General features: G+C 63.4%; 23 protein-coding genes. 12 read left to right on the top strand and 11 right to left on the bottom strand.

Translation table 11 applies throughout. From position 1 onward, the window contains the following. Positions 1 to 198 precede the first annotated feature (198 nt). The 4 genes from rplI to rpsF all read right to left on the bottom strand — a co-directional run bounded on the left by rplI (position 199) and on the right by rpsF (position 2,708). Positions 199 to 777, bottom strand: coding sequence for a 50S ribosomal protein L9 (rplI, locus tag MNR02_RS11240; RefSeq protein ID WP_241596770.1), 579 nt, complete (start codon positions 775 to 777; stop codon positions 199 to 201). Between the two features lie 21 nt (positions 778 to 798). Beyond that, complete coding sequence (locus MNR02_RS11235) at positions 799 to 1,773, bottom strand: DUF2232 domain-containing protein (RefSeq protein WP_241596768.1); 975 nt, start codon at positions 1,771 to 1,773, stop codon at positions 799 to 801. Between the two features lie 209 nt (positions 1,774 to 1,982). Then, entirely contained in the window at positions 1,983 to 2,231 is a 249-nt protein-coding gene (gene rpsR / locus MNR02_RS11230; RefSeq protein WP_023515801.1) for a 30S ribosomal protein S18, read from the bottom strand. Positions 2,232 to 2,255: 24 nt separating this feature from the next. Continuing rightward, on the bottom strand, positions 2,256 to 2,708 hold the full coding sequence (gene rpsF / locus MNR02_RS11225) for a 30S ribosomal protein S6 (protein ID WP_117369405.1): 453 nt from the start codon (positions 2,706 to 2,708) through the stop codon (positions 2,256 to 2,258). A gap of 352 nt (positions 2,709 to 3,060) precedes the next feature. Between rpsF and MNR02_RS11220 the strand changes: the two genes are divergently transcribed. Then, positions 3,061 to 3,423, top strand: a complete 363-nt coding sequence (locus MNR02_RS11220) for a hypothetical protein (RefSeq protein WP_241596766.1) — start codon at positions 3,061 to 3,063, stop codon at positions 3,421 to 3,423. Positions 3,424 to 3,538: 115 nt separating this feature from the next. Here MNR02_RS11220 and MNR02_RS11215 read toward each other — a convergent pair whose 3' ends face one another. Further along, positions 3,539 to 4,582: an aldo/keto reductase gene (locus MNR02_RS11215; protein WP_241946833.1), complete on the bottom strand. Its 1,044-nt coding sequence runs from the start codon at positions 4,580 to 4,582 to the stop codon at positions 3,539 to 3,541. 193 nt (positions 4,583 to 4,775) lie between these two features. On the opposite strand from MNR02_RS11215, the gene fabD reads away from it, so the two are divergent. The 7 genes from fabD (at position 4,776) to gmk (ending at position 11,788) form a co-directional block, all read left to right on the top strand. Next, positions 4,776 to 5,717 carry an ACP S-malonyltransferase gene (fabD, locus tag MNR02_RS11210; protein WP_241946832.1) on the top strand — a complete coding sequence of 314 codons (942 nt, stop codon included), beginning with the start codon at positions 4,776 to 4,778 and terminating at the stop codon, positions 5,715 to 5,717. Positions 5,718 to 5,837: 120 nt separating this feature from the next. Beyond that, complete coding sequence (fabG, locus tag MNR02_RS11205; RefSeq protein WP_241946831.1) at positions 5,838 to 6,575, top strand: 3-oxoacyl-[acyl-carrier-protein] reductase; 738 nt, start codon at positions 5,838 to 5,840, stop codon at positions 6,573 to 6,575. A 281-nt stretch (positions 6,576 to 6,856) separates the two neighbouring features. Further along, the gene (locus MNR02_RS11200; RefSeq protein ID WP_003531676.1) at positions 6,857 to 7,093 is read left to right on the top strand and encodes an acyl carrier protein; all 237 of its coding nucleotides are present in this window, start codon (positions 6,857 to 6,859) and stop codon (positions 7,091 to 7,093) included. Between the two features lie 118 nt (positions 7,094 to 7,211). After that, the gene (gene fabF, locus MNR02_RS11195) at positions 7,212 to 8,471 is read left to right on the top strand and encodes a beta-ketoacyl-ACP synthase II (RefSeq protein WP_241946830.1); all 1,260 of its coding nucleotides are present in this window, start codon (positions 7,212 to 7,214) and stop codon (positions 8,469 to 8,471) included. 238 nt (positions 8,472 to 8,709) lie between these two features. Beyond that, the gene (gene mltG, locus MNR02_RS11190) at positions 8,710 to 9,891 is read left to right on the top strand and encodes an endolytic transglycosylase MltG (protein WP_241946829.1); all 1,182 of its coding nucleotides are present in this window, start codon (positions 8,710 to 8,712) and stop codon (positions 9,889 to 9,891) included. Positions 9,892 to 10,237: 346 nt separating this feature from the next. Beyond that, on the top strand, positions 10,238 to 11,125 hold the full coding sequence (locus tag MNR02_RS11185) for a YicC/YloC family endoribonuclease (RefSeq protein WP_241946828.1): 888 nt from the start codon (positions 10,238 to 10,240) through the stop codon (positions 11,123 to 11,125). 3 nt (positions 11,126 to 11,128) lie between these two features. Next, positions 11,129 to 11,788: a guanylate kinase gene (gmk, locus tag MNR02_RS11180; protein ID WP_134649837.1), complete on the top strand. Its 660-nt coding sequence runs from the start codon at positions 11,129 to 11,131 to the stop codon at positions 11,786 to 11,788. A gap of 167 nt (positions 11,789 to 11,955) precedes the next feature. Here the strand turns inward: gmk and rsmA are convergent, their stop codons facing one another. The 6 genes from rsmA to lptF form a co-directional block, all read right to left on the bottom strand. Further along, positions 11,956 to 12,783 carry a 16S rRNA (adenine(1518)-N(6)/adenine(1519)-N(6))-dimethyltransferase RsmA gene (rsmA, locus tag MNR02_RS11175; protein ID WP_241946827.1) on the bottom strand — a complete coding sequence of 276 codons (828 nt, stop codon included), beginning with the start codon at positions 12,781 to 12,783 and terminating at the stop codon, positions 11,956 to 11,958. Further along, positions 12,783 to 13,820, bottom strand: a complete 1,038-nt coding sequence (pdxA, locus tag MNR02_RS11170; protein WP_241946826.1) for a 4-hydroxythreonine-4-phosphate dehydrogenase PdxA — start codon at positions 13,818 to 13,820, stop codon at positions 12,783 to 12,785. The genes rsmA and pdxA overlap by 1 nt, the downstream gene beginning before the upstream one ends. A gap of 70 nt (positions 13,821 to 13,890) precedes the next feature. Then, complete coding sequence (locus tag MNR02_RS11165) at positions 13,891 to 14,823, bottom strand: peptidylprolyl isomerase (RefSeq protein WP_256465723.1); 933 nt, start codon at positions 14,821 to 14,823, stop codon at positions 13,891 to 13,893. A 138-nt stretch (positions 14,824 to 14,961) separates the two neighbouring features. Continuing rightward, on the bottom strand, positions 14,962 to 17,283 hold the full coding sequence (locus MNR02_RS11160) for an LPS-assembly protein LptD (protein WP_241946825.1): 2,322 nt from the start codon (positions 17,281 to 17,283) through the stop codon (positions 14,962 to 14,964). Continuing rightward, on the bottom strand, positions 17,283 to 18,365 hold the full coding sequence (gene lptG, locus MNR02_RS11155) for an LPS export ABC transporter permease LptG (RefSeq protein ID WP_241946824.1): 1,083 nt from the start codon (positions 18,363 to 18,365) through the stop codon (positions 17,283 to 17,285). Before lptG ends, MNR02_RS11160 begins: the two co-directional genes overlap by 1 nt. Beyond that, positions 18,362 to 19,543, bottom strand: a complete 1,182-nt coding sequence (gene lptF, locus MNR02_RS11150) for an LPS export ABC transporter permease LptF (RefSeq protein WP_241596739.1) — start codon at positions 19,541 to 19,543, stop codon at positions 18,362 to 18,364. Before lptF ends, lptG begins: the two co-directional genes overlap by 4 nt. Positions 19,544 to 19,815: 272 nt before the next feature. Between lptF and MNR02_RS11145 the strand changes: the two genes are divergently transcribed. From MNR02_RS11145 to MNR02_RS11130, 4 genes are all read left to right on the top strand, one after another. Continuing rightward, on the top strand, positions 19,816 to 21,303 hold the full coding sequence (locus tag MNR02_RS11145) for a leucyl aminopeptidase (protein WP_241946823.1): 1,488 nt from the start codon (positions 19,816 to 19,818) through the stop codon (positions 21,301 to 21,303). Between the two features lies 1 nt (position 21,304). After that, positions 21,305 to 21,754 (top strand): DNA polymerase III subunit chi, encoded by a 450-nt coding sequence (locus MNR02_RS11140; RefSeq protein ID WP_241946822.1) that lies wholly within the window; start codon positions 21,305 to 21,307, stop codon positions 21,752 to 21,754. A gap of 60 nt (positions 21,755 to 21,814) precedes the next feature. Then, positions 21,815 to 22,216 (top strand): MarR family winged helix-turn-helix transcriptional regulator, encoded by a 402-nt coding sequence (locus MNR02_RS11135; protein ID WP_241596728.1) that lies wholly within the window; start codon positions 21,815 to 21,817, stop codon positions 22,214 to 22,216. Positions 22,217 to 22,288: 72 nt separating this feature from the next. Next, positions 22,289 to 23,581, top strand: coding sequence for an MFS transporter (locus tag MNR02_RS11130; RefSeq protein WP_241948859.1), 1,293 nt, complete (start codon positions 22,289 to 22,291; stop codon positions 23,579 to 23,581). Positions 23,582 to 23,585 lie beyond the last annotated feature (4 nt).

The raw sequence follows: 23,585 nt of genomic DNA, 5'->3' as shown, positions 1-23,585 counted from the left end.
CTCCGTCGCGCTTGAAAAAATGGCGGAACGGGTCTGGTCGGAAACCGGCCTGAAGAGCGGCCCAACCGCCAATCCAGTCTAACGGCTTATAAATATTGCTGAGAAAGCGGGGATTTCAACCCGTGTTTTTTGACCTGCCAAAACGAAGACGGGCCGGCAATGCCGGCCCGTCCCGTAACCAACCGTAGGGGCTGGATATTATGCTTCGTCTTCGTCCATGCCGTCAGCTTCCGGGTCGAAGAAGTCGGCTGCCGTCAGCGCGTCTTCGTCAACGCCGTAGATGGCGTCGGCCGAGGTCAGGCTTTCGCCCTTGGCCTGGCGCTCGGCTTCATCGGCCGAACGGGCAACGTTAAGCTCGATGGAGATCGCGACTTCGGCATGCAGGTGCAGCACGACCTTGTGCAGGCCGATGGCCTTGATCGGCGTGTTGAGCTCGACCTGGTTGCGGCCGACGTTGAAGCCTTCGGCTTCCAGCGCTTCGATGATGTCGCGCGCAGCGACCGAACCGTAGAGCTGGCCGGTTTCGCCGGCGGAGCGGACGATCACGAAGGACTTGCCGTCGAGCTTTTCGGCAACAGACTCGGCTTCGGACTTGCGCTCCAGGTTACGGGCTTCGAGCGTCGCACGCTCGGCTTCGAAGCGCTTCTTGTTGGCTTCGTTGGCGCGCAGCGCCTTGCCCTGCGGCAGCAGGAAGTTGCGGGCAAAGCCGTCGCGAACCTTTACGGTTTCGCCCATCTGGCCGAGCTTGGCGATGCGTTCGAGAAGAATGACGTCCATTTTAGAGTTCCTTTCTTGAGTTCAGGTATTTGGGTTTTTCTGTTCAGCCGGGCCTGTGGGCGTCAGCGCGATGGTGCGCCTCGTGTCCATCAGGCCGAGAATGAGGATGAAGAAGACCGGTATCGTGAAGAGCAGTACCGAGATGTAGGTGAACCACAGCGCAAGCAGCCGCCATGGCTTGCCGCGGGTGCGGAAATGCAGGCTGGCGAAACCGGCGAGCACGAAGCCGGCGCCGAACGTGCCGCAGATCAAGGCGCCGATGATCGCCGGAACGCCGCCCACGAAGGTCAGCACGAGGCCGCCGAGGAAGGCGAAGATCGCATTGCGATGCATGCGCAGCGTCGCGGGCATGTCCTCGCGCGGGCGCAGCCCCTTGCCGGAAGCGCGCACGATGAAGGACGCGATGTAATAGGCCGCAAACAGCAGGAACACCCACAGCGCGCCCTGCACGAGCGGCAGCGCGATCGCAAACACCGACTTCAGCTGCGCGACGGCGGTGGCATCCGGGTTATAGAGCGGCTCCTGCGCCTTCAGGGCCTCGATGACCATGTCGACGAGCTTGCTCGCCATCTCGCTGTCATAGCCGACGATCGCGCCGACCGCGATCATGCCGAGCGTGACCATCACGGCGAGGTGGGCGAGGATGTTGGAAAGCGGATACCAGGCGAGCGCGTTGTCAGGACCGCCGAGCTCGGAAGCCGGGCGCGCGAGGTTCGCAAGATTGGAGAGCCAGCCCGCCGGGATCAGCGTGATGAGTACGATCAGCGCGGCGAAATGCGAGGAAACGAGCGCGGACGCCGTGACGCCACCGGCAATGACGGCGATGAAGGCGCTGGCATTGCCCCAGCCGAGGCCGGCAATCAGAATGGGCAGGGCGGACGCTGCGTAAAGCACGATGGCCAGCGACGACTGCGCATTCGCGCTCAGCGAAAGCAGAGCGGCGGTCACACCGGCAACGAGGCCGATCGCAATCGAGGTTGGCGTCAAGGTCTTCACGTTCGCTGTCCTGTCTCATCAGACAGTTAGAGGAGGTTCCTGATCGAAGGTTTCAGGACTGTCTCCCCAACATGGGGTTTTGGCTTCGAAAAGCCGGCGGCTCCGATCCGCGCCCAACGCGGAAGGGAAGCGGGGAAGGCGGAAAACCGTCTTCCCCTTGAGTCAGAGGCCCCGGCCTGACGCGGAGTCAGGCCGCAGCGTCAGCGTGCTTACGCTACGACGTAGGGCAGCAGGCCGAGGAAGCGGGCGCGCTTGATCGCCTTGGCGAGTTCGCGCTGCTTCTTCTGGGAAACGGCCGTGATGCGGGACGGAACGATCTTGCCGCGCTCGGAAATGTAGCGCGACAGAAGACGGACGTCCTTGTAGTCGATCTTCGGAGCGTTTGCGCCCGAGAAGGGGCAGGTCTTGCGGCGGCGGTGGAACGGACGGCGTGCCGGAGCGGAAGAAACATCAGCCATATCTATAATCTCCTTCTGCTTCGATTACGCGCGGTCTTCGCGGGCCGGACGGTCGCCACGCGGCGGGCGGTCGCCGAAATCGCGGCGCGGACGGTCGCCGAAGTCGCGGCGCGGGCCGCGGTCGTCGCCTTCGCGGCGCGGACGGTCGTCGCGGTCACGCTTCTGCATCATGGCCGACGGGCCTTCTTCGTGCGCTTCGACGGCGATGGTCATGTAACGAAGGATGTCTTCGTTGATGCGCATCTGGCGCTCGACTTCGTGGATCGCAGCTGCCGGAGCGTCGATGTCCATCAGCGCGTAATGCGCCTTGCGGTTCTTCTTGATGCGGTAGGTCAGGGACTTGAGGCCCCAGTTTTCGACCCGGCCGACCTTGCCGCCGAACGATTCGATAACGCCCTTGTACTGTTCGACGAGAGCGTCGACCTGCTGGGCGGACACATCCTGGCGGGCCAGGAAAACGTGTTCGTAAAGAGCCATGTGGCTTTGCCTTTCTTGCGTTTGCATATCACCCGAAACCGGCGCCAAGCCTCAACGACAGTTCTCAAGAGGCCGAAGCCCGAAGCAAGAAAAGCGTTAATCCAGACGGTCGAGAGCGGAGACACGGGAGGCTGGAGCCCTTGGCCCCAAACGGCATGTCACAAGGATATGCCGGCCCTCCGTTCAGCCACCAGCCGATTGACCGGGTGTTTTGAACAGCGCGCTTATACGGTTTTTTCCGCGAAACGCAAGGCCTGTCGCCAAAAGCCCTCGTTTCGTTCACCAACGCCTTGCGGAACCATCCCTGCATCCGGACGTTATCACCGCGATCCAACAACATGGAGTGAACGACATGCAAGACCCGAACCTTGTCAATCGTCCCCTGGAACACAACTCTCCGGATGGTCGCGTGGAGCGCCCGGTGCAGGACCGCGATCCCGTCGTCGTCAACAACACCCGGAGTGGTGGGACTGGCGGCTGGGCCGTCGCGGTGATCCTCGCCGTGCTGGTCGCCGTAGGTGCTTTCTACTTCGTCGGCAGCGGCACGCCCGATAATGTCGACCCGAACGCCAACACCTCGTCCGTCACGACGCCGGAAACCGCACCGGCCGCAGGCACGGCCACGGATGGCCAGACCGGCGGCGCCACGGGTACTCAGCAGCCGCTGAACACCCAGCCTGCAGAAGGCGGCGGCGCCACGACGACGACGCCATAAGAATTTCCGAAGCTCGGCCAAGGACAAACCCCAAGTCCGCGACTGAGTGTCGGGAGCGAGAAACCCGCCGGAGACGGCGGGTTTCTTATTATGTGCATATGACCGAATGCGGGTGTCAGATCGGTGCGGGATGCAGACGGTGGATGCGGGCGATGCCATCGAGCACCTCTTCCGACAACGTGACGTCCTTCGCCGCGATATTCGTCTTCAGCTGCTCCATCGAGGTCGCGCCGATGATGACGGATGCCATGAAGGGGCGCGTCAGGCAGAAGGCGAGTGCCATCTGGGCCGGGTCGAGCCCGTGCTTGTGGGCAAGGTCCACATAGGCGCGCACCGCCGGCTCCTGCAGCGGCTGATAGCGCCCGCCGAGATCGCCGTTCTTCGTCAACCGCGAACCCTCGGGCTTCGCGCCGTCGAGATATTTGCCGGTTAGCAGGCCGGCGGCGAGCGGCGAATAGGCGAGAAGACCGATGTCTTCGTGATGCGACAGCTCCGCGAGATCGAGATCGTAGGTCCGGTAGAGAAGGTTGTACTCATTCTGGATGGAAGCGACGCGCGGCAGACCCTTTTCCTGAGAGAGCGCGAGCATGCGCATCGTGCCCCAGGCCGTATCGTTGGAAAGCCCGAGCGCGCGGACCTTGCCGGCCTTGACGAGATCGCCCACGGTTTCAAGGATTTCCGAAAGTTCCTCGGCCACCTGATTGCGGTCCTGCTGCGAGGGATCGTAGCCCCAGGCATTGCGGAAGTGATAATGCCCGCGGTTGGGCCAGTGCAGCTGATAGAGATCGACATAATCGGTCTGGAGGCGTGACAGGCTGGCGTCGATGGCCGGAAGGATGCCCGCGCGGTTCATCGGTTCGCCGCCGCGGATATGCGGGCGACCGGGGCCGGCGACCTTTGAGGCAAGCACCACCTTGTCGCGGTTGCCACGCGCCTTCAGCCAGCTGCCGATGAAGCGCTCGGTGTCGCCATACGTCTCCGGCGAGAGCGGAGTGGTCGGGTAGAGTTCGGCGGTATCTATAAAATTGACGCCCTGGGCGAGAGCATAATCGAGCTGGTCATGGGCTTCCTGCTCGCTGTTCTGGGAGCCCCAGGTCATCGTGCCGAGGCAGATTTCCGACACATCGATGCCGGTCCTGCCGAGCGGATTGTATTTCATGGGAGGGAAAATCCTTTTGTGGGAACGGCGCGAATGTAGGCGGGCGTCTGCGAAGTGCAAGACATGAGGCCGCAATTCCCTGTGCAAGGCGCGCCAAACGGCGGTTCGGGCACGGTGCGGGGGCGCGCCACGCCTTGACTTGGCCGGCCGGAATGTGAATGGAAAGGAAAACAGAAGACGGGAGACCCCGAAAATGAGCGTAGCATTCACTTTCCCCGGCCAGGGCAGCCAGGCCGTCGGCATGGGCAAGGAACTCGCAGACACCTTCCCGGAAGCGCGCGCCGTTTTCCAGGAAGTCGATGACGCCCTGGACCAGAAGCTTTCCGCCATCATGTTCGACGGCCCCGAGGACACGTTGACGCTGACGGCGAACGCCCAGCCGGCGCTGATGGCCGTTTCCATGGCCGTCATGCGCGTTCTGGAAGCGCGCGGCCTGTCGCTGAAGGACAAGGTATCCTATGTCGCCGGCCATTCGCTCGGCGAATATTCCGCGCTCTGTGCCGCCGGCACCTTCTCGCTGGCCGACACCGCACGGCTCCTGCGCATCCGCGGCAATGCCATGCAGTCGGCCGTCCCGGTCGGCGAGGGCGCCATGGCCGCCATCATCGGCCTGGAGCAGGCGGATGTCGATGCCATCTGCCAGGAAGCGTCGAAGGGCGGCTCTTGCCAGATCGCCAATGACAATGGCGGCGGCCAGCTCGTCATCTCCGGTTCCAAGCCGGCGGTCGAGGTCGCAGCCCGGCTCGCGACGGACAAGGGCGCCAAGCGCGCGCTGATGCTTTCGGTCTCCGCCCCCTTCCATTCCGCCCTGATGGCGCCGGCCGCCGACGCCATGCGCGAGGCGCTTGCCGCCGTCGAGGCAAAGGCCCCGATCGTGCCGCTCATCGCCAATGTCCGCGCAGCACCCGTCAGCGATCCGCAGGAGATCGTCCGCCTGCTGGTGGAGCAGGTCACCGGCCAGGTCCGCTGGCGCGAAACGGTCGAGTGGTTCGGCGCAAACGGCATCACCACGCTTTACGAGGTCGGTTCCGGCAAGGTGCTGACCGGTCTGGCACGCCGCATCGACAAGTCCGTCACCGGCATTGCCATCAACACGCCTGCCGACATCGACAATGCGCTCGCGGAGCTCGGCTGAGGGATCAGGCGATAGGCAGCAGATACTAAGGGCGCAAAGCGCCCTGCATTCAAAACCCTGCTGCCTCATTCCGACTGGCCAATGCCTTACCGTCTTTCGCTCAAACCACAGGAGCAACCCATGTTTGACCTTTCCGGCCGCAAGGCTCTCGTTACCGGCGCTTCCGGCGGCATCGGCGAAGAGATCGCCCGCATCCTGCATGCCCAGGGCGCCATCGTCGGCCTGCACGGCACCCGCGTCGAGAAGCTCGAAGCGCTTGCCAACGATCTCGGCGAACGCGTTCATATATTCCCGGCCAACCTGTCCGACCGCGCCGAGGTCAAGGCGCTCGGCGAGAAGGCCGAAGCCGATCTCGGCGGCGTTGACATCCTCGTCAACAATGCCGGCATCACTAAGGACGGCCTGTTCGTGCGCATGAGTGACGTGGACTGGGATGCGGTTCTGGAAGTGAACCTCACCTCCGTTTTCCGCCTGACGCGCGAGCTGACCCATCCGATGATGCGCCGCCGCTACGGCCGCATCATCAACATCACGTCGATCGTCGGCGTTACCGGCAATCCGGGCCAGGCCAACTACTGCGCCTCCAAAGCCGGCATGATCGGCTTCACCAAGTCACTGGCGCAGGAGATCGCCACCCGCAACGTCACCGTCAACTGCGTTGCGCCTGGCTTCATCGAAAGCGCGATGACCGGCAAGCTGAACGACAAGCAGAAGGAAGCCATCATGGGTGCCATTCCCATGAAGCGCATGGGCACCGGCGCGGAAGTTGCGTCGGCCGTGGCCTACCTCGCGTCGTCGGAAGCCGCCTACATGACAGGGCAGACGCTGCACGTGAACGGCGGCATGGCCATGATCTGAATGGGCTGCGGGCACCCGGTCAACCGGCTGAAATTGCATGTTGACCGCTGGAGCGCCGGCCATTTTCGGACTTTGCGACAGACTTAAACCGTGTTAATCGGGCCATGACTGTCAGCAGTCGACCGGCAAAAGCCTGAGCGATCAGGCGGTGCGAATGAGTATCGCCGATGCCGTTTGCCGGTTGCAGGGATTGCCGGATGTGTTCTTGAGGCACATCGGGCGTGTTGAGTGTCCGGTGCCGTTAAAGGCGCCGATCAAAAACAAAGGTCGAGGAATCCGACATGAGCGATATCGCAGAACGCGTAAAGAAAATTGTCATTGATCATCTGGGCGTTGACGCCGAAAAGGTCAGCGAAGGCGCAAGCTTCATCGATGACCTTGGCGCGGACTCCCTCGACACCGTTGAGCTGGTCATGGCGTTCGAAGAAGAATTCGGCGTCGAGATCCCGGACGATGCCGCGGACTCGATCCTGACGGTCGGCGACGCTGTCAAGTTCATCGAGAAGGCCCAGGCCTGATCGAACCGATTTCCGGCGGGCCGCCTTCGGGTGGCCCGTCCCGGTCTCCGTCCGGGAGGCCGCTCCCCCCTCGTATCGAGGCAACAGAAATAACATTCTATAGGGTGGATCACGGACGATGAGGCGTGTCGTTATCACGGGTACCGGCATGGTATCTCCGCTTGGCTGTGGTACCGAAGTAACCTGGAACCGGCTTCTCGAAGGCCGCAGCGGTGCCGCAAGGGTCACTGCTTTCGAGGTTGAAGACCTTCCCGCAAAAATCGCCTGTTCCATTCCGCGCGGAGACGGCTCCGACGGCACCTATAATGCCGACCAGTGGATGGAGCCCAAGGAGCAGCGCAAGGTCGATCCCTTCATCGTCTATGCGATGGCGGCTGCCGACATGGCGCTTGCCGATGCCGGCTGGCATCCGCAGAACGACGAGGACCAGATCGCGACCGGCGTTCTCATCGGTTCGGGCATCGGCGGTCTCGACGGCATTGTCGAGGGCGGCTACACGCTGCGCGACAAGGGCCCCCGCCGCATTTCGCCCTTCTTCATTCCCGGCCGACTGATCAACCTGGCTTCCGGCCATGTCTCGATCAAGCACAAGCTGCGCGGCCCCAATCATTCCGTCGTCACCGCCTGCTCGACGGGCGCGCACGCCATCGGCGATGCCAGCCGCCTGATTGCGCTCGGCGACGCCGATGTCATGGTCGCCGGCGGCGCCGAATCGCCGATCTGCCGCATCGCGCTGGCCGGCTTTGCCGCCTGCAAGGCTCTGTCGACCGAGCGCAACGACGACCCGACCGCCGCTTCGCGTCCCTATGACCGCGACCGCGACGGCTTCGTCATGGGCGAGGGCGCCGGCATCGTCATCCTGGAAGAGCTGGAGCACGCCAAGGCGCGCGGCGCCAAGATCTATGCCGAAGTCGTCGGCTACGGCCTGTCCGGCGACGCTTACCACATTACCGCGCCGTCGGAAGACGGTGACGGCGCCTATCGCTGCATGCAGATGGCGCTGAAGCGCGCCGGCATTCCGGCAAGCGAAGTGGACTATATCAATTCGCACGGCACCTCGACCATGGCCGACACGATCGAACTCGGCGCGGTCGAGCGTCTGGTCGGCGATGCCGCGTCGCGGGTTTCGATGTCGTCGACCAAGTCTGCCATCGGCCACCTGCTGGGTGCCGCCGGTGCTGTCGAGGCCATCTTCTCGGCGCTGGCGATCCGCGACAACATCGCGCCGCCGACGCTCAACCTCGACAATCCCGCCGTCGAGACGGCGATCGACTTGGTGCCGCACAAGGCCCGCAAGCGCGAGATCAACGTGGCGGTCTCCAACTCGTTCGGCTTCGGTGGAACGAACGCCTCGCTGGTTCTCAAGCGTTACGCCTGACCCTTTACCGCCGGCAAGGCATCCTCATCCGCCTGCCGGCAGTCTCTCCCCGCCGGGGAGAGGCAGAGAACCGAGATATCGCATTCTCATGACCTTCGCGCACAAGGCGGGGAGGTGGCCCGTGGGCCGGATGAGGGGAGAACTCGGCTGATCGATAGAGACGCGGGGGATCATCCCTGCTTTTGCCGCATTGCTCTGCTGGAAGACGTCGAGCAATGCCCGAACATGAGGACAGTCCGTGAGCGACACGAACGAACCTGGTGAAACGCCCTTTGGCCGAGCGGAAACAACCGGCCAGCCGCGCATCATCCCCAAGTCCGCCAATGAGGCTCTCCGGCCCGAACAGGTGCCTGAACCGCCGAGCCGCCGCCGTTCGCGCAAGGCCCGCAGCCAGGTCGTCATCTTCCTGAATTTCGTGATGACACTGGTCGTCTTCGCCACGGTCATCGGCGTCGGCGTGTTCTATTACGGTGTCCGTAGCTACGACGAGGCCGGCCCGCTGGTCGCCAACACCAATTTCATCGTGCGCAATGGTGCCGGCACCAACGAGATCGCCGCCAATCTGGAGCGCAACAACATCATCACCGATGGCCGCGTGTTCCGGGTGCTCTCGCGCGTCTATCTCGACGGCGAGACGCTGAAGGCCGGCGAATACGAAATCAAGGCCGGCTCCTCGATGCGCGATATCGTCGAGCTCTTGAAGTCCGGCAAGTCGATCCTCTACAGCGTCTCCGTGCCCGAGGGGCTAACGGTCAAGCAGGTCTTCCAGCGCCTTGCGGACGATCCGGTGCTGGAGGGCGACCTGCCGCAGGAACTGCCGGTGGAAGGCACGCTGATGCCCGATACCTACAAGTTCTCCCGCGGCACCAAGCGTGCCGATATTCTCCAGCAGATGCTGAACGCCCAGAAGAACCTTGTGGACCAGATCTGGGCGCGCCGCGACGAAGGCCTTCCGGTCACTACCCGCGAGGATTTCGTGACGCTCGCCTCCATCGTGGAGAAGGAAACCGGCCGGGCGGATGAACGGCCGCGCGTTGCCTCCGTCTTCATCAACCGTCTCGAAAAGGGCATGCGCCTCCAGTCCGACCCGACGATCATCTATGGCATTTTCGGCGGCGACGGTAAGCCTTCGGACCGTCCGATCTATCAGTCGGACCTCGAAAAGCAGACGCCCTACAACACCTACATCATCCGCGGCCTGCCACCGACGCCCATCGCCAATCCCGGCCGTGCGGCGCTGGAGGCTGTGGCGAACCCGTCGCGCACGCCCGACCTCTACTTCGTGGCCGACGGCACGGGCGGCCACGTCTTTGCCGAAACGCTGGACGAGCACAATCAGAACGTCCGCCGCTGGCGCAAGCTGGAAGCCGAAAAGGCGGCCGCCGCCGCGAAGGAAGCCGAATCCGGCACTGCGCAGTGATGACAGGCTAATGATCAAGCGGCCCCGGAATGTCCGGGGCCGTTTTCTGTTGGAGGCAACACCCGTGCGGACGTCATCCCTGGGCTTGGCCCGAGGCTCTGTCCATTGCATTGGCGATGCCGTTTTGGATGCTCGGAAAAGCGTGAATAGGGCGGGCGCCATGTCGGAAGTTCCTGATCCGTACATCCGTTGCCCCGTACATTGTCACCTTTGGTGTGGATCGCGCACGCTTCCGCGCCCTTGGGCGTTTCCAAGCCCTTAAAATTGTTTCACTTTGGGAAATGGTTCCGCCTCACCGGCGCGTATCGGGCTGCCCCCTTTCCGGCGGGCGCCATTGGAGGATGACATGACATTGCAGTCGATGACCGGTTTCTCGCGCGTCGAAGGCACCAGCGGACGAACGCGCTGGGCCTGGGAGCTGCGCTCGGTCAACGGCAAGGGGCTGGACCTGCGTCTGCGCCTGCCGCCCGGCCTGGAGGCGCTGGAGGCAGATGTCCGCCGCCTCGCAGGTGAGGCCTTTTCGCGCGGCAACATGCAGATCGGGCTGACAACAAGCGTCAGCGAGGCGCAGGTCGAGGCCGTCGTGAACGAGGGCGCACTCGCTGCCGTGCTCGCACTGCGCGACCGGCTTGCCGGCACCATCGATCCCGCGCCGCTGAAGCTTGAGACGCTGCTGTCGGTTCGCGGCATCGTCGATTTCCGCGAAGCCGAGGAAAGCGAAACCGAGGCACAGACGCGCGATCGCGACATCCGCGCGGGCCTTGCCGAAGCGATCCGTCGTCTCGCCGACATGCGGCGCAAGGAGGGGGCGGCCCTTGCCGACGTGCTGCTCGGCCAGGTCGCGCGCATCGAGGCCCTGACGGCGGCTGTCGAGGCCGATCCGTCGCGCAGCGTTGCGGTCATTGCCGAACGGCTTGCCGTCCAGGTCGCGACGCTCATGCAGGGTGCGACCGCACTCGATCGCGACCGCCTGCATCAGGAAGTGGCGCTGCTGGCCACCAAGGCGGATCTGCGCGAGGAGATCGACCGGCTGAAATCCCATGTGCGCGCCGCGCGCGAGCTGATCGCCGAGGGCGGACCGATTGGCCGCAAGCTCGATTTTCTCGCACAGGAATTTAACAGGGAATCGAATACCATCTGTTCCAAGTCGAACGCTGCTGCTGTAACGGCTGCGGGTATAGAATTGAAGGTCGTCATCGACCAGTTCAGGGAACAGGTCCAGAATCTGGAGTAGGCCATGGCCGAGCAGACCAAGCAGATCCACATCGAGCGCCGCGGGCTAATGCTCGTCATCTCCTCGCCGTCAGGCGCGGGCAAATCGACCATCGCCCGCAATCTTCTCGAAGCCGACTCGGGCCTCAGCCTCTCGGTCAGCGTGACGACGCGTCAGCGCCGGGCCAGCGAGATCGCCGGCCGGCACTACCATTTCATCAACCACAAGGAATTCGAGCGCCTGCGCGACAGCGACGCCCTGCTGGAGTGGGCCGAGGTGCACGGCAATTTCTACGGCACCCCGCGCGAGCCGGTGGAGGAAGCGATGTCCGCCGGACGGGACATGCTGTTCGACATCGACTGGCAGGGGGCTCAACAGCTGCAGGAGAAGATGCCGGCCGACGTCGTCTCCATCTTCATCCTGCCGCCATCCATGACAGAGCTGCAATCGCGCCTGCACCGCCGAGCGGAGGATACCGAGGAGGTCATCCAGACGCGCCTCGCCAACTCCCGTGCGGAGATCGAGCATTGGCGGGAATATGACTATGTCATCCTGAACGACGACCTTTCCGTCGCCTTCGACGCCGTGCAGAGCATCGTCAAGGCCGAACGCCTCCGCCGCGACCGCCGCCACGGCCTGTTCGAATTCGTGACGGGGCTGGTGACGGAAAAACCTGTTCTTTAGGGCGACAGGGCGAATTCGCCCCTCAGCCTAACCCTCTCCCCGCAAGCGTGGAGAGGGAATTTGCCCCGTAAGGTTGCCTTTAGGTAAAACAGCGCAACGCGATTCCTTCGCCCCTCTGCGGGGAGAAGGTGGCCGGCAGGCCGGATGAGGGGCAATCTCTGCGGTCGTTACAGCGCGTTGGCCAGCCGCACGAATTCTTCCACGCTCAGCGTCTCCGCGCGCCGCTGCGGGTCGATCTGCGCCCGCGCCAGCAACGCCTCTCCACCGAGCGACTTCAGGCTCTGGCGCAGCATCTTGCGGCGCTGGCCGAAGGCGGCCTGGGTAACGCGTTCGAGGGACGAGACGTCACAGGGCAGGGGATTGGCGATCGGCTCCAGATGGACCACGGACGATGTCACCTTCGGCGGTGGCGTGAAGGCCTGCGGCGGCACGTCGAAGGCCATGTGCGCCCTCGTGCGCCAGCCGCAGAGCACGCCGAGACGGCCGTAGTGGTCGTCGTTGTCTTCGGCGACGATGCGCAGGCCCACCTCGCGCTGGAACATCAGCGTCAGGGATTCCCAGAAGGGTGGCCAGGTCTTCGGCAGCAGCCAGTTGACGAGCAACTGCGTGCCGACATTGTAGGGCAGGTTGGCAATGATGCGGACGGGCTCGCCGGGCGCCAGCGCCTCGAAATCCGTCTTCAGCGCGTCGCCTTCGATGACGGTCAGGCGCCCCGGATAATGCGCCGACACCTCCGCCAGCGCCGGAAGGCAGCGCGCGTCGCGTTCGATGGCGATCACGCGCTTGGCGCCGAGCGCGAGGATGGCGCGCGTCAGGCCACCCGGGCCCGGGCCGACCTCGATCACCGTATGGTTCTCGATGGGCCCGGCCGTGCGGGCGATCTTCTGCGTCAGGTTGAGATCGAGCAGGAAGTTCTGGCCGAGCGCCTTCTTGGCGTCCAGACCGTGACGCTGGATGACATCGCGCAGCGGCGGCAATCCGTCGAGGGCGGCCATCAGAGCGTTTCCTTCGATGCGCGCTCGTGCGCGGCGAGCGTGTGGGCGAGCCGCAGCGCCGCCAGCAGGCTGTCAGGCTTTGCGATACCTTTTCCGGCCAGCGCAAAGGCCGTGCCATGGTCGGGTGAGGTGCGGATGAAGGGCAGGCCGAGCGTGGCGTTGACGGAATCGTCGAAGCCGAGCGCCTTGGCCGGGATCAGCGCCTGATCGTGATACATGCACAGCGCCACGTCATAGGTGGCGCGCGCGGCGTCGTGGAACATCGTGTCGGCCGGAAGCGGCCCGACGGCATCGATGCCGGCCGCCCTGAGACGTGCGACAGCCGGCTGCACCACGGCATCATCCTCCAGCCCAAGAGCACCGCCTTCGCCGGCATGCGGGTTCAGCCCGGCAACGGCAAGCCTCGGTCGCGCAATGCCGAAACGCTGGCGCAGATCCCGCTCGGTGATAACGGCCGTTTCCACGATCAGGTCCTCGGTGAGCGCGCCTGGTACGTCCTTCAGCGGGATGTGGATCGTCACCGGCACGCTGCGCAGCTTCGGCCCGGCCAGAAGCATCACCGGAAGCAGGCTCTCGGCGCCGGTCGCCCTTGCTGCGAGGTCGGCGAGGAACTCCGTATGGCCGGGAAAGCCGAAGCCGGCTTCGTAAAGCACCGCCTTGGCGATCGGGTTCGTCACGACGGCCGACGTTCTGCCTGCCATTGTCAGGGCGACCGCCGTCTCGATTGCGCCGGTCACGGCCGCTGCGTTGCGGGGATCGGGCGTGCCCGGCACCGGCGCGACGGCGCATTCGACCGACAGCACCGGCAGAGCCGTGTCAAACAGCGCATTCCCCGTTTCAGGCGTTGCTGTGGCGACGGCAATGTCGAGACCGAGCACGGCCGCGCGTGCTGTCAGTACCTGTGCATCGCCGATGAAAAGGAAGGGGGGCAGCGAAAGGGATCTTCGGTCAGACCAGAGCGCAAGCGCGATATCCGGTCCAATGCCCGCGGGGTCGCCCATGGTGAGCGCCAGCGGCGGAACAGTCATTGTCGTCATGATACCCCGCAGCGGGTTTGAAAAAGCGAATGCCCCGCCGGAGCGGGGCATCGTGTCGCCGACTCCGCGCTCAGCGGTCGGTGATCGTGGCCTTCTTGCGAAGCTCGGCAAGAAGCTTCTTGCTGTTTTCATCGTTCTCGTTGCCCTTGGCTTTCGCCAGGTCCTCGGCACGGAAAACCATTTCGGCGGCGACGTCGTCATTGACATCGCGCTTCATGCAGATCGCGAGATATTCAACGCCGCGTTCGGTGACGCGCGTGCCGGTCGTCTGACCGGTCGCCTTTTCGACCAGCGGCTTCCAGTCTTCGGGCATCTGCGGCGCGAGCACCCGGCCGAGGTCGCGGATCGATACGTCGTGCATCGTCGCGGCAAAGGCCTTGGCCTGGTCGCAGCCGGGGAATTTCGAGCGCGAGGCCTCCGCTTCCGACTTGCGCTTGCCCAGGATGGCGTTGCGGCGCTTTTCCGGTACGACGAAGATCACCTGCTTGAGGAAATATTCCGTCGTGACGGGCTTCTTGCCGCCATTCTCCTGCATGCGCTCGACGAGCGATTTGCCGGTGTTGGAACCAGCGAAGCGCGCATTCACCACGCGCGGCCAGCTCATCTGCAGCGCAATAAACTGCTTGAAATGCTCCGATCCGACGCCAGCCTGGCTGAGGACCTTGCCCAGCTGCTCCGCCGACATCTTGTTGGAGGAGGCAAAGCGCGCATAAGCGGCATCGACTTCCGACTGGCTGACGGACGCACGCACGCGCAGGATTTCTTCGCGCTTGAGCGTGTCCTCGATCAGCTGTTCGCGTGCCATGCTGCGGAGGTTACCCTTCGCGCGTTGCAGCTTGAGGAAGTTCACACGCTTTTCCACGTCACCGGTGGTGATCGCCGTGTTGTTGACAACAGCGACAACGGAGCTTGCCGCCTGCGCCGTGCCGGCTGGCACAACGACCGCAACCGCCGCAGCCAGCGTCACTCCCATCATCACGGAGCGTAGCAGAGAGTGTCTCATCCCGTTCCCTTTCCCGTAGCCGTTCCGCATGGCTTCACCGTACAATGCCCTTTAGGCGTGCTGCCATCCGGAAGTTCTTTTCCCGGATGTGCATAGTACATGCGGCCAAACGATGACAAGTCGTACAGCTTTTGAGCGTCAATAGCTGTCAGTGCCAATCTGGATGTCGCCAATCGTGCGGAACATCAGGCGGGCCATGACCGACCAGTCGTTCGCGGTGGTGTTGCTCTTGTCACGCGTCTGTTCATAGGCGATCGAGAAGAGCGTATCGCGGTCATCATAGGCAAAGCCGACGCCGTTGCGCGCCACGACCTTGTTGCTGATATCATAGGTGACGGAGCCGAAGACCGACCAGTAGTCGCGGAACTTGAACGAGGTGCTGTTCTGCACTTCGCTTGTGGTTTCACTGGCGCCGTAGAGCGGCTGCGCGGCGACGCGGGTATAGGTCGTTGTCGTGCTGAAGCGATCGTTGGCGAAGCCCAGCGACACATCGGAGCGGCGCAGCGACAGGTCGTCCTTGTCGAGACGCGCACCCGTGGTGAAAGTGATGCCGATCGGAAGATCGATACCTGCCATGCCGACATAATCGGAGCTATCGGTTTCCAGGCCAGAATTCGCGCCTGCATTGACCAGATCGGGTGTGGCGAAGGAATTCACGCCGCCGAGATGGTAGGACTGGCCGACAATACTGCGCAGCCGCACGTCGTTGTCGAATGTCCCGGTATAGCGGATGCCGACATTGGCCCGGCTGCCACCTTCGATCCGGTCGAAGCCCGAAAACTTGTCGCGCTCGAACAGATTGGAGGCGTCGAAGACGAAGCTCTGCGCATCCTCGTTCGGCAGGCGGCCTGCGAGATCCTCATCCGGCCGCAGATAAAGCTGGGCCATCGGCTCGAAAAGGTGGCTCGACGAGTCGGTGGTAACGAGAATCGGGTAACGGGCTTCCAGCCCCGCCGTCAGCATCGAGCTCGTCGCGCTGCCGGCGGTCTCGAAATCGCCGCCATACCCGACCGGCGAGCGAACGTCGAGGCGATGAATATCGCCACGTGCGGCAAGCAGGGGCGTCAGCACAAGGCCACCCGGCACGATGAACTGGCGCTTCCATTCAACTTCGCTGGTAAAACGTGTCGAGCCGCCTTCGAGGCCGCCGAACCTTATGCCGCCGGGAACAAGTCGGCTGTCGGTCAGGTCGCGATCGATATTGGTGAAGTTGGTCGTCACGGAAAGCTCGCCGCCGAGAACCGACTCCGGGACAATATACTGGTGATCGAGAACCTGCGCGATCGCCTGCTTGCGCTCGGCGGTGTTGTCGATATCAGCGTCCTGGACGTCGAAGTAGAACGCGCGCAAATCAAAGCTATTACGCCGGCTCAAGCCCGTCAGGTAAGCCTGATTGACGTAGGTATCCGCCTTGAAACCTTTGATACTGTAGGTCCGCGAGAAGTTGTTGTCGCTCTGCAGCATGGCGTTCCAGCCGAACGCCCAGCGCGGATTGATCTGGAAGGCACCCGTCGTGCCGACCATGCCGCGATTCGTCTCAAGCTGGTCGCTCGTTCCAGCGGTGAAGCGATCCGGATCCGACTGGTTGATGCCGGCCGCATGCAGCGTCACCATGCCGTTATGGAAGCGCTTGCGGAACTCCGCTTCCATCAGGAAGCCCTGGCTGGTCAGGCCGGTGGGGGAGAGCGTCGCATCCATGTCCGGGGCGATCGCAATATAATAAGGTGTCGTGACGCCGAAGCCGAGCTTCTGATCGAAGCGGAACTGCGGGAAGAGGAAACCGGTTTTCCTCTTCACCGTATGATCCGGCACTTCAAGCACCGGGATATAGGCGACCGGCCGGCCGAACATTTCGAAGCGCGCATGCTCGAGGCGGATCGTCTTGGTGCGGCCGTTCTGCACAACGCGCTCGGCCTTGACCTCCCACACACCGCGATAGGTCGGATTGGTCGCGCAGGGCGTACAGGCGGTATAGACGGCGTGGTTGAGGATCATCTCCTCGTCATTCACGCGTTCGCCGCTCGTCGCCGCGAGCTTGGTCAGATCGGTCGTCTCGACGCGCACCGCATTGACGAAGCCGTTTGCGAAATCGTCCGACAGGTCCATTTCGTCGCCATAGAGGCGGTTGCCGGTCGGCTCGATCAGTTCGATATTGCCGTAGGCCTTCACCCGGCCGGTCTTCTGATCGTAGATCACTTCGCGGGCGACCAGCTTGTAGCCGGCATAGTTGATCTGCACCGCGCCGCGTGCGGTCACGGTCTCGTTGTCCTTGTTGTAGACAACCTCATTTGCCGCAAGAAGCAGCTTGCTGCCCTCAGGGACATTCGGCGCCATCGCATCGACGCGCGCGTTCTGGGAATATGCGGGGAATGCGGATGCGGACATGAGGGCGCACGCGGCCGCACCTGCAAGCAGGGCGGCTTTCAACCACCGATTCGTTTTGCGGGCGCCTGCCGCCACTAGCCGTCCTCCTGATGCAGAAGAATCGTTGCTCCCAGGGACATCGCGACGACCACTGGGAGCCAAGCCGCAACGAACGGAGGAACAACACCGCTGCTTCCGAATGCCTTCACAAGCACGGTGACGACATAAAGCATGAAGCCCGAAAGGATTCCACCCAGAATCACCGCACGCGATTGATTAAACCGGCTAAATTTCAATGATACACAGGCGGCGATCAGCGTCATCGCAACCAGGAGAAGCGGCAGCGCCAGCATCGTATGAAGCTGTGTTTCCATCGCATGCGTCGGGAAGCCGAAGGATTTTGCCGCTTCGATTTTCCGACCCAGATTGAAAAAGGCAATGGTTTCAGGCTTTTCGAGGCTCTCCTGAACGAATTCCTGTTTCAGGTTGGTACGAAGCTGTACCTCGTCGAGACGCACGGGCAATTCGCCGGTGCGCGTTTCGCGCACATTCTTAAGAAGCCAGTAACCATCTTCCAAAGTCGCCTGGTCTGCGTCCTGGCGAAGCGTGATGCGATTGTCGGTATCGAAGTGGATGACGGACACGTTCATCAGGCGCATTCCGCCGTCGAGAACGGCCTTGGCGCCGATGATCGCCTGGTCATTGCCGTAGATCTGGCGCAGCCACGGCACGGCGGTCTCGGAGCGCGCCGCGTTGGTCGCACCCCACGACGCTTCGAATTCCTGCGCCTTCTTGCTGCCCCAGGCCGCGAGCGGATTGATCGTCAGGATCGCGGCCACGCCGAACAGGAAGGCGCCGAGCAGGAAGGGGCGAAGGAACTGCCAGGCGGAAATGCCCGCGGCGCGTGTCACCACCAGTTCATAACGCCGATTGAGCGAGATCAGCGCCGCCATGCCGGCGAAGAGCGCGACGAAAGGCACCGTCTGCATCAGGATCATCGGGATGCGCAGCGCGGTGACCACGAGGCCCATGCCCAGCGTATAGCCGGGCAGGCCGCCGACGCGATTGGACATCTCGCTGAAGTCGATGATGAAGACGAGCGCGAAGATGCCCAGCAGGAACCAGATGGTGGTGACGATGTAGCGGCGAAAGAAATAGAGATCGAGCGTGCGGATCATGGCTGCTTGCCTCCGCCGGGCAGTGCGCGCCCCTTCGCAAAGCGCGACCGAAGTTTTTCCGTAAGCTCCGTCAAGCGCTCACCTGCCGAACTGGGGAGATCGAGGTTCTTGTTGCGTGCGAGATACCGGATCGCGATCGCCGCCGTGAGGAGGGGGATGATGTACATGACAGGAATGAAATAGGCGGATTTTTCGGCGCTGTTGGAGGCATAGAAACTTGCCCAGCGCACGAAGAGCGCGGTCAGCAGTGCCGTCACCATCGGATGCAGGCGCGCTTCGCGATGCGAGCGGGCGTCACCGCTCACCACGAGCGCGATGAGACCGAAGACCGCCGGAAACAGCCATTCGGTGAAGCGTCGGTGCAGTTCGGCGCTGAAAGCCAGCGGATTGTTCTTGTAGTGCGAATCCGCGGGGTCGGGATTGAGCAGATAGGCGAGATCCCGGTCCTTCGGGCGAATGTTGGCCGTGCCGGCGCTCTGCGTCAGGTCGGCGAGGTCGAAGGCGTAGGAATCGAACTTGATGATCGAGACGCTCCCGTCGGGAAGCTTGCGGTGCACCTCACCGTCCTTCATCACCAGCGCGGCACTGTTCTCGTCCACCGCGCCTTCGCGGGCATAATAGATCATCTCGAAGCGCGGATCGCGCGTATCGGCGACGAAGAGACCGTGCAGCACGCCGCCGTTGCGCCGCTCCGCCACCTGTACGTAGAGACCGTCCGTGACCTTGCGGAACGTATTTTCCTGCACGACCGAAGAAAGCATGTCCGCATTGGCGGTGGCGATCATCTGGCGCACGGCCATGCGCGAATAGGGCTCGACGAAATTGTCGACGGCAAAGGAGACGACGCTCGTCGCCATGGCGAGAATCATGATCGGCTTGATGATGGTCATGCGCGAACTGCCGGCGGCATTCAGCACCGTCAGTTCCGAATCGCCGTTCATCACGGTCAGCGTCTGCGCCACGCCGATGACCAGGGCGAAGGGCAGGATGATCGGAATGACCGAGGGGAGGATGAGCGTCGCGAGCCGCAGGAAGGCGAAGATCGACTGGCCGCTGTCGGTGACGAGATTGACGCTGGTCAGCGCCTGCGTGACCCAGACGATGCCCAGCAGCGGCAGAAGCGTTGCCGCGAACATGAGCGACGCCCGCCGCAGGATATAGCGCTCGATCAGTTTCATCATTCAGTCCGCGTGGTCCAAAGGCGGCTCCGGTCAGCGCCCCCTGGCGCCCCTCTGCGGAACTGCAATGGGCATATAAGCTTTCTTGAGGCTGACGCCATACCCCGAGAGTCTCTACCCGGATGGAAAATTTATGGCGAACAAGCGTGGTTAACGTTCTCTAAACAACCGAACGCATCTTGCCAAGCGCTGCAAAAGCGACAAGGAGTCGATGTTATCGCGGGCTTTGCCCGCCCCGCCGGCGGGTTCCGGCGTCACATGCGGAGTAAGTCATGGCATCCAGGTTCGACATCGGTTTCGCAAAGACGGCACGTGCTTCGGGCGGCGTCGCAATCCTCCTGCAGGCCGCCGGCCAGCCGGCCGCGGGGCTCGCGGATGTCGACCCGGGCAATGTCGTCGGTCGTGCGGCGGAGGTGGCGAAATTCACCGGCAAGGCGCTGAAGAGCCTGGATGTTCTGGCGCCCCACGGCGCGCCGGTGGATCGCATCCGCGTGCTCGGCCTCGGCGAGGCCGACAGGCTCGTCGCGCACGATTGGCTGAAGGCCGGCGGTGCTGCTGCAAAGATTGGCCAAGCCGAAAAGGTCACCATCTATCTCGATGCGCCCGGCGTCACCGTCAGCGCGCGCAATGCCGCCGATTTCGCGCTGGGTATGCAGCTCGGCGCCTATAGCTTCGATACCTACAAGACGAAGAAGGGCGATGAGGACGAGGCAAAGCCCGGCAAGCCGGTGAAGGTGACGCTCGTCACCGCTGCCGCCAGCGCCGCGAAGAAGGCGAACGAGGTGTCCGACGCGGTCGCCGAGGGCGTGATCCTCGCGCGTGACCTCGTCAACGAGCCGGCCAACGTGCTCGGCCCGGTCGAGTTTGCCGCCCGCGCCAAGGCGCTCGAAAAGCTCGGCGTCGAGGTCGACATTCTCACCGAGCGCGAGATGAAGAAGCTCGGTATGGCAGCGCTTCTCGGCGTCGCGCAGGGCTCTGTGCGCCCGCCGCGCCTTGCCGTCATGCACTGGAAGGGCGGCAAGGAGAAGGACCGTTCGATCGCCTTCATCGGCAAGGGTGTCGTCTTTGATACCGGCGGCATTTCCATCAAGCCCGCCGCCGGCATGGAGGACATGAAGGGCGACATGGGTGGCGCGGCGGCCGTCATCGGCCTTATGCACACGCTTGCCGCCCGCAAGGCGAAGGCCAATGTCATCGGCATCATCGGCCTTGTGGAAAACATGCCAGACGGTAATGCGCAGCGCCCCGGCGATATCGTGAAGTCCATGTCGGGCCAGACCATTGAGGTCATCAACACCGATGCCGAGGGCCGGCTCGTGCTGTGCGATGCGCTCTGGTACTGCAACGAGACCTTCAAGCCGCAGTTCATGGTCAATCTAGCCACGCTGACCGGCGCCATCATGGTCGCGCTCGGCAGCCATCATGCGGGCCTGTTTTCGAACGACGACACGCTCGCCACGCGCCTCACGGCGGCGGGTCTGACCACCAATGAGCGCCTGTGGCGCATGCCGCTCGGGCGCGAATACGACAAGATGATCGACAGCAGGTTCGCCGACATGAAGAATACCGGCGGCCGTTATGCCGGCTCGATCACCGCCGCGCAGTTCCTGCAGCGCTTCGTCAAGGATACGCCCTGGGCGCATCTCGACATCGCCGGCACGGCGATGGGCTCGCCCACGGACGAGATCAACCAGTCGTGGGCCTCGGGCTTCGGCGTACGGCTGCTCGACGAACTCGTGCGCGCCAATTACGAGGGATGAGGTGAGCGAGGTCCTCTTCTATCACCTGACCGAATCGAAGCTCGAGGATGCGCTGCCGCCGCTCCTCGACAAGAGCCTCGAACGCGGCTGGCGCGTCGTCGTGCAGACCGGCGATGCCGAACGGCGCGATGCCATCGACACGCACCTGTGGACGTTCCGGGAAGACAGCTTCCTGCCGCACGGCACCGACGAGCAGGCCTTCGCCGCCGACCAGCCTGTGCTGGTGACGGTAACGCCGGACAATGCCAATGCTGCAAATGTGCGCTTCATCGTCGCCGGTGCCGCCCCGCCGCCGCTCGATGCCTATGAGCGCGTCATCTTCATGTTCGACGGCTACGACCAGGCGGAGGTCGAGACCGCGCGCGAGCACTGGAAGCGCCTGAAAGGCGAGGGCCACCAGCTCACCTACTGGCAGCAGAACAACGACGGACGCTGGATGAAGAAGGCCTGACCGCGACACTGTCACCGCGCTCATCTTGCCAACGCGAATTCATGGGTATATACCCGCGAAATGAGCAAAGATCTCTGCCACTGCATTCTTCTGCGCAAGGCGTCGCGCAAGGTCTCGTCCTACTATGACGAGGCGCTGGCCCCGCTTGGCATAAACATCGCCCAGTTCAGCCTTCTCAGGAACATCAGGCGCATGGCGCCGGTATCGCTGACGGATCTGGCTGCACGCGTCGAACTCGACCGCTCGACGGTCGGCCGCAATGCCAAGGTGCTGGAGCGCATGGGATTGGTCGATATTCGCACCGGTAAGGATCAGCGCGAGGCGACGCTTCTGGTGACGGAGGCAGGCCAGGCGGTTCTGAAAGAAGGTGCCCCGCTCTGGGATCGCGTGCAGGCCGATATCGAATCCCGCCTGGGAGCCGATGGCATCGACCGGTTGCGGGACCTGCTCGCCGTTCTGTGAAATTTTTTGTCGTTAAATGGGTATATACCCGCAAATTCACCGCGACGTGGTGCTGACGAAAGGGACGTGAAGATGGTTTCGGCAAGTGTCGCCAGATGGATGGCCGGCAGGAATGTGCATTACGGCTGGGTGGTGGCCGCGACCACCTTCCTGACCATGCTGGCGACGGCCGGCGCCATGGGCTCGGCGGGCGTGATGATCCAGCCGCTGCATCAGGAGTTCGGCTGGGATATCGCCGACATTTCGTCGGCCATGGCCGTTCGGCTGGTGCTCTTCGGCCTGCTCGGCCCCTTCGCAGCCGCCTTCATGAACCATTTCGGCATCCGCCGGGTGGTGACTGCGGCCCTGTCGCTCATCATGGGCGGCATCGTGCTGTCCTTCTTCATGACGCAGGTCTGGCAGTTGCTGCTGCTCTGGGGCGTCGTCATCGGCGTCGGCACGGGCATGACGGCGCTGGTGCTCGGCGCCACCGTCGCCACCCGCTGGTTCTCCAAGCGCCGCGGCCTGGTCATCGGCCTGATGACGGCAAGCAATGCGACGGGCCAGCTCGTCTTCCTGCCGCTGCTTGCCGCCCTCACGGAAGCCTATGGCTGGCGCACGGCGCTCACGCTCTCCGTCGCCGTCATCGCCACCGCGATGGTGCTCGTCCTCCTTTTGATGCGCGATCACCCCTCCGATGTCGGGCTGCCGGCCTACGGTGAAACGGCTGTCGTCGCGCCGCCAAAGCAGGATCACAAGCTCGGGGCCACGTTGCTCGCACCGCTCGTCACGTTGAAAAGCGTCTCAGGCAATCCGGTTTTCTGGGTGCTGTTCGGGACGTTCTTCGTCTGCGGCCTCTCGACCAACGGCCTGATCCAGACCCACTGGATTTCGATCTGCGGTGATTTCGGCATGGCAGCCGTCACGGCGGCAGGCACGCTCGCCGTTATCGGCGTGTTCGATTTCTTCGGCACCGTCTTCGCCGGCTGGCTGGCCGATCGCTACGACAACCGCGTCCTGCTGTTCTGGTTCTATGGCCTGCGCGGACTGTCGCTGCTCTATCTGTCCATCTCGGGCTTCAGCTTCGTGGAACTGTCCGTCTTCGCCGTGTTCTACGGTCTCGACTGGGTCGCCACCGTGCCGCCGACGGTCAAGCTGGCGGCCGAAAATTTCGGGCGCGAGAAGGCCGGCCTGGTCTTCGGCTGGGTCTTCGCCGGCCATCAGCTCGGTGCCGCCACCGCCGCCTTCGGGGCGGGCTACCTCAAGAGCGACTTCGACACCTACATGCCGGCGCTGCAGATCGCGGGGCTGATGTGCATCCTCGCCGCGCTGTCGGTGATGCTGCTCAAGCGCCCGCAGCCAGGCCCGCTTGCCGCGCAGGCCTGAAAAG

The sequence above is a fragment of the Shinella sp. H4-D48 genome (assembly GCF_022637395.1).
GTDB classification, from domain to species: domain Bacteria; phylum Pseudomonadota; class Alphaproteobacteria; order Rhizobiales; family Rhizobiaceae; genus Shinella; species Shinella sedimenti.
The sequence above is the reverse complement of the archived record's forward strand: the minus strand, read 5'-3'. Positions and strand labels throughout refer to the sequence as shown.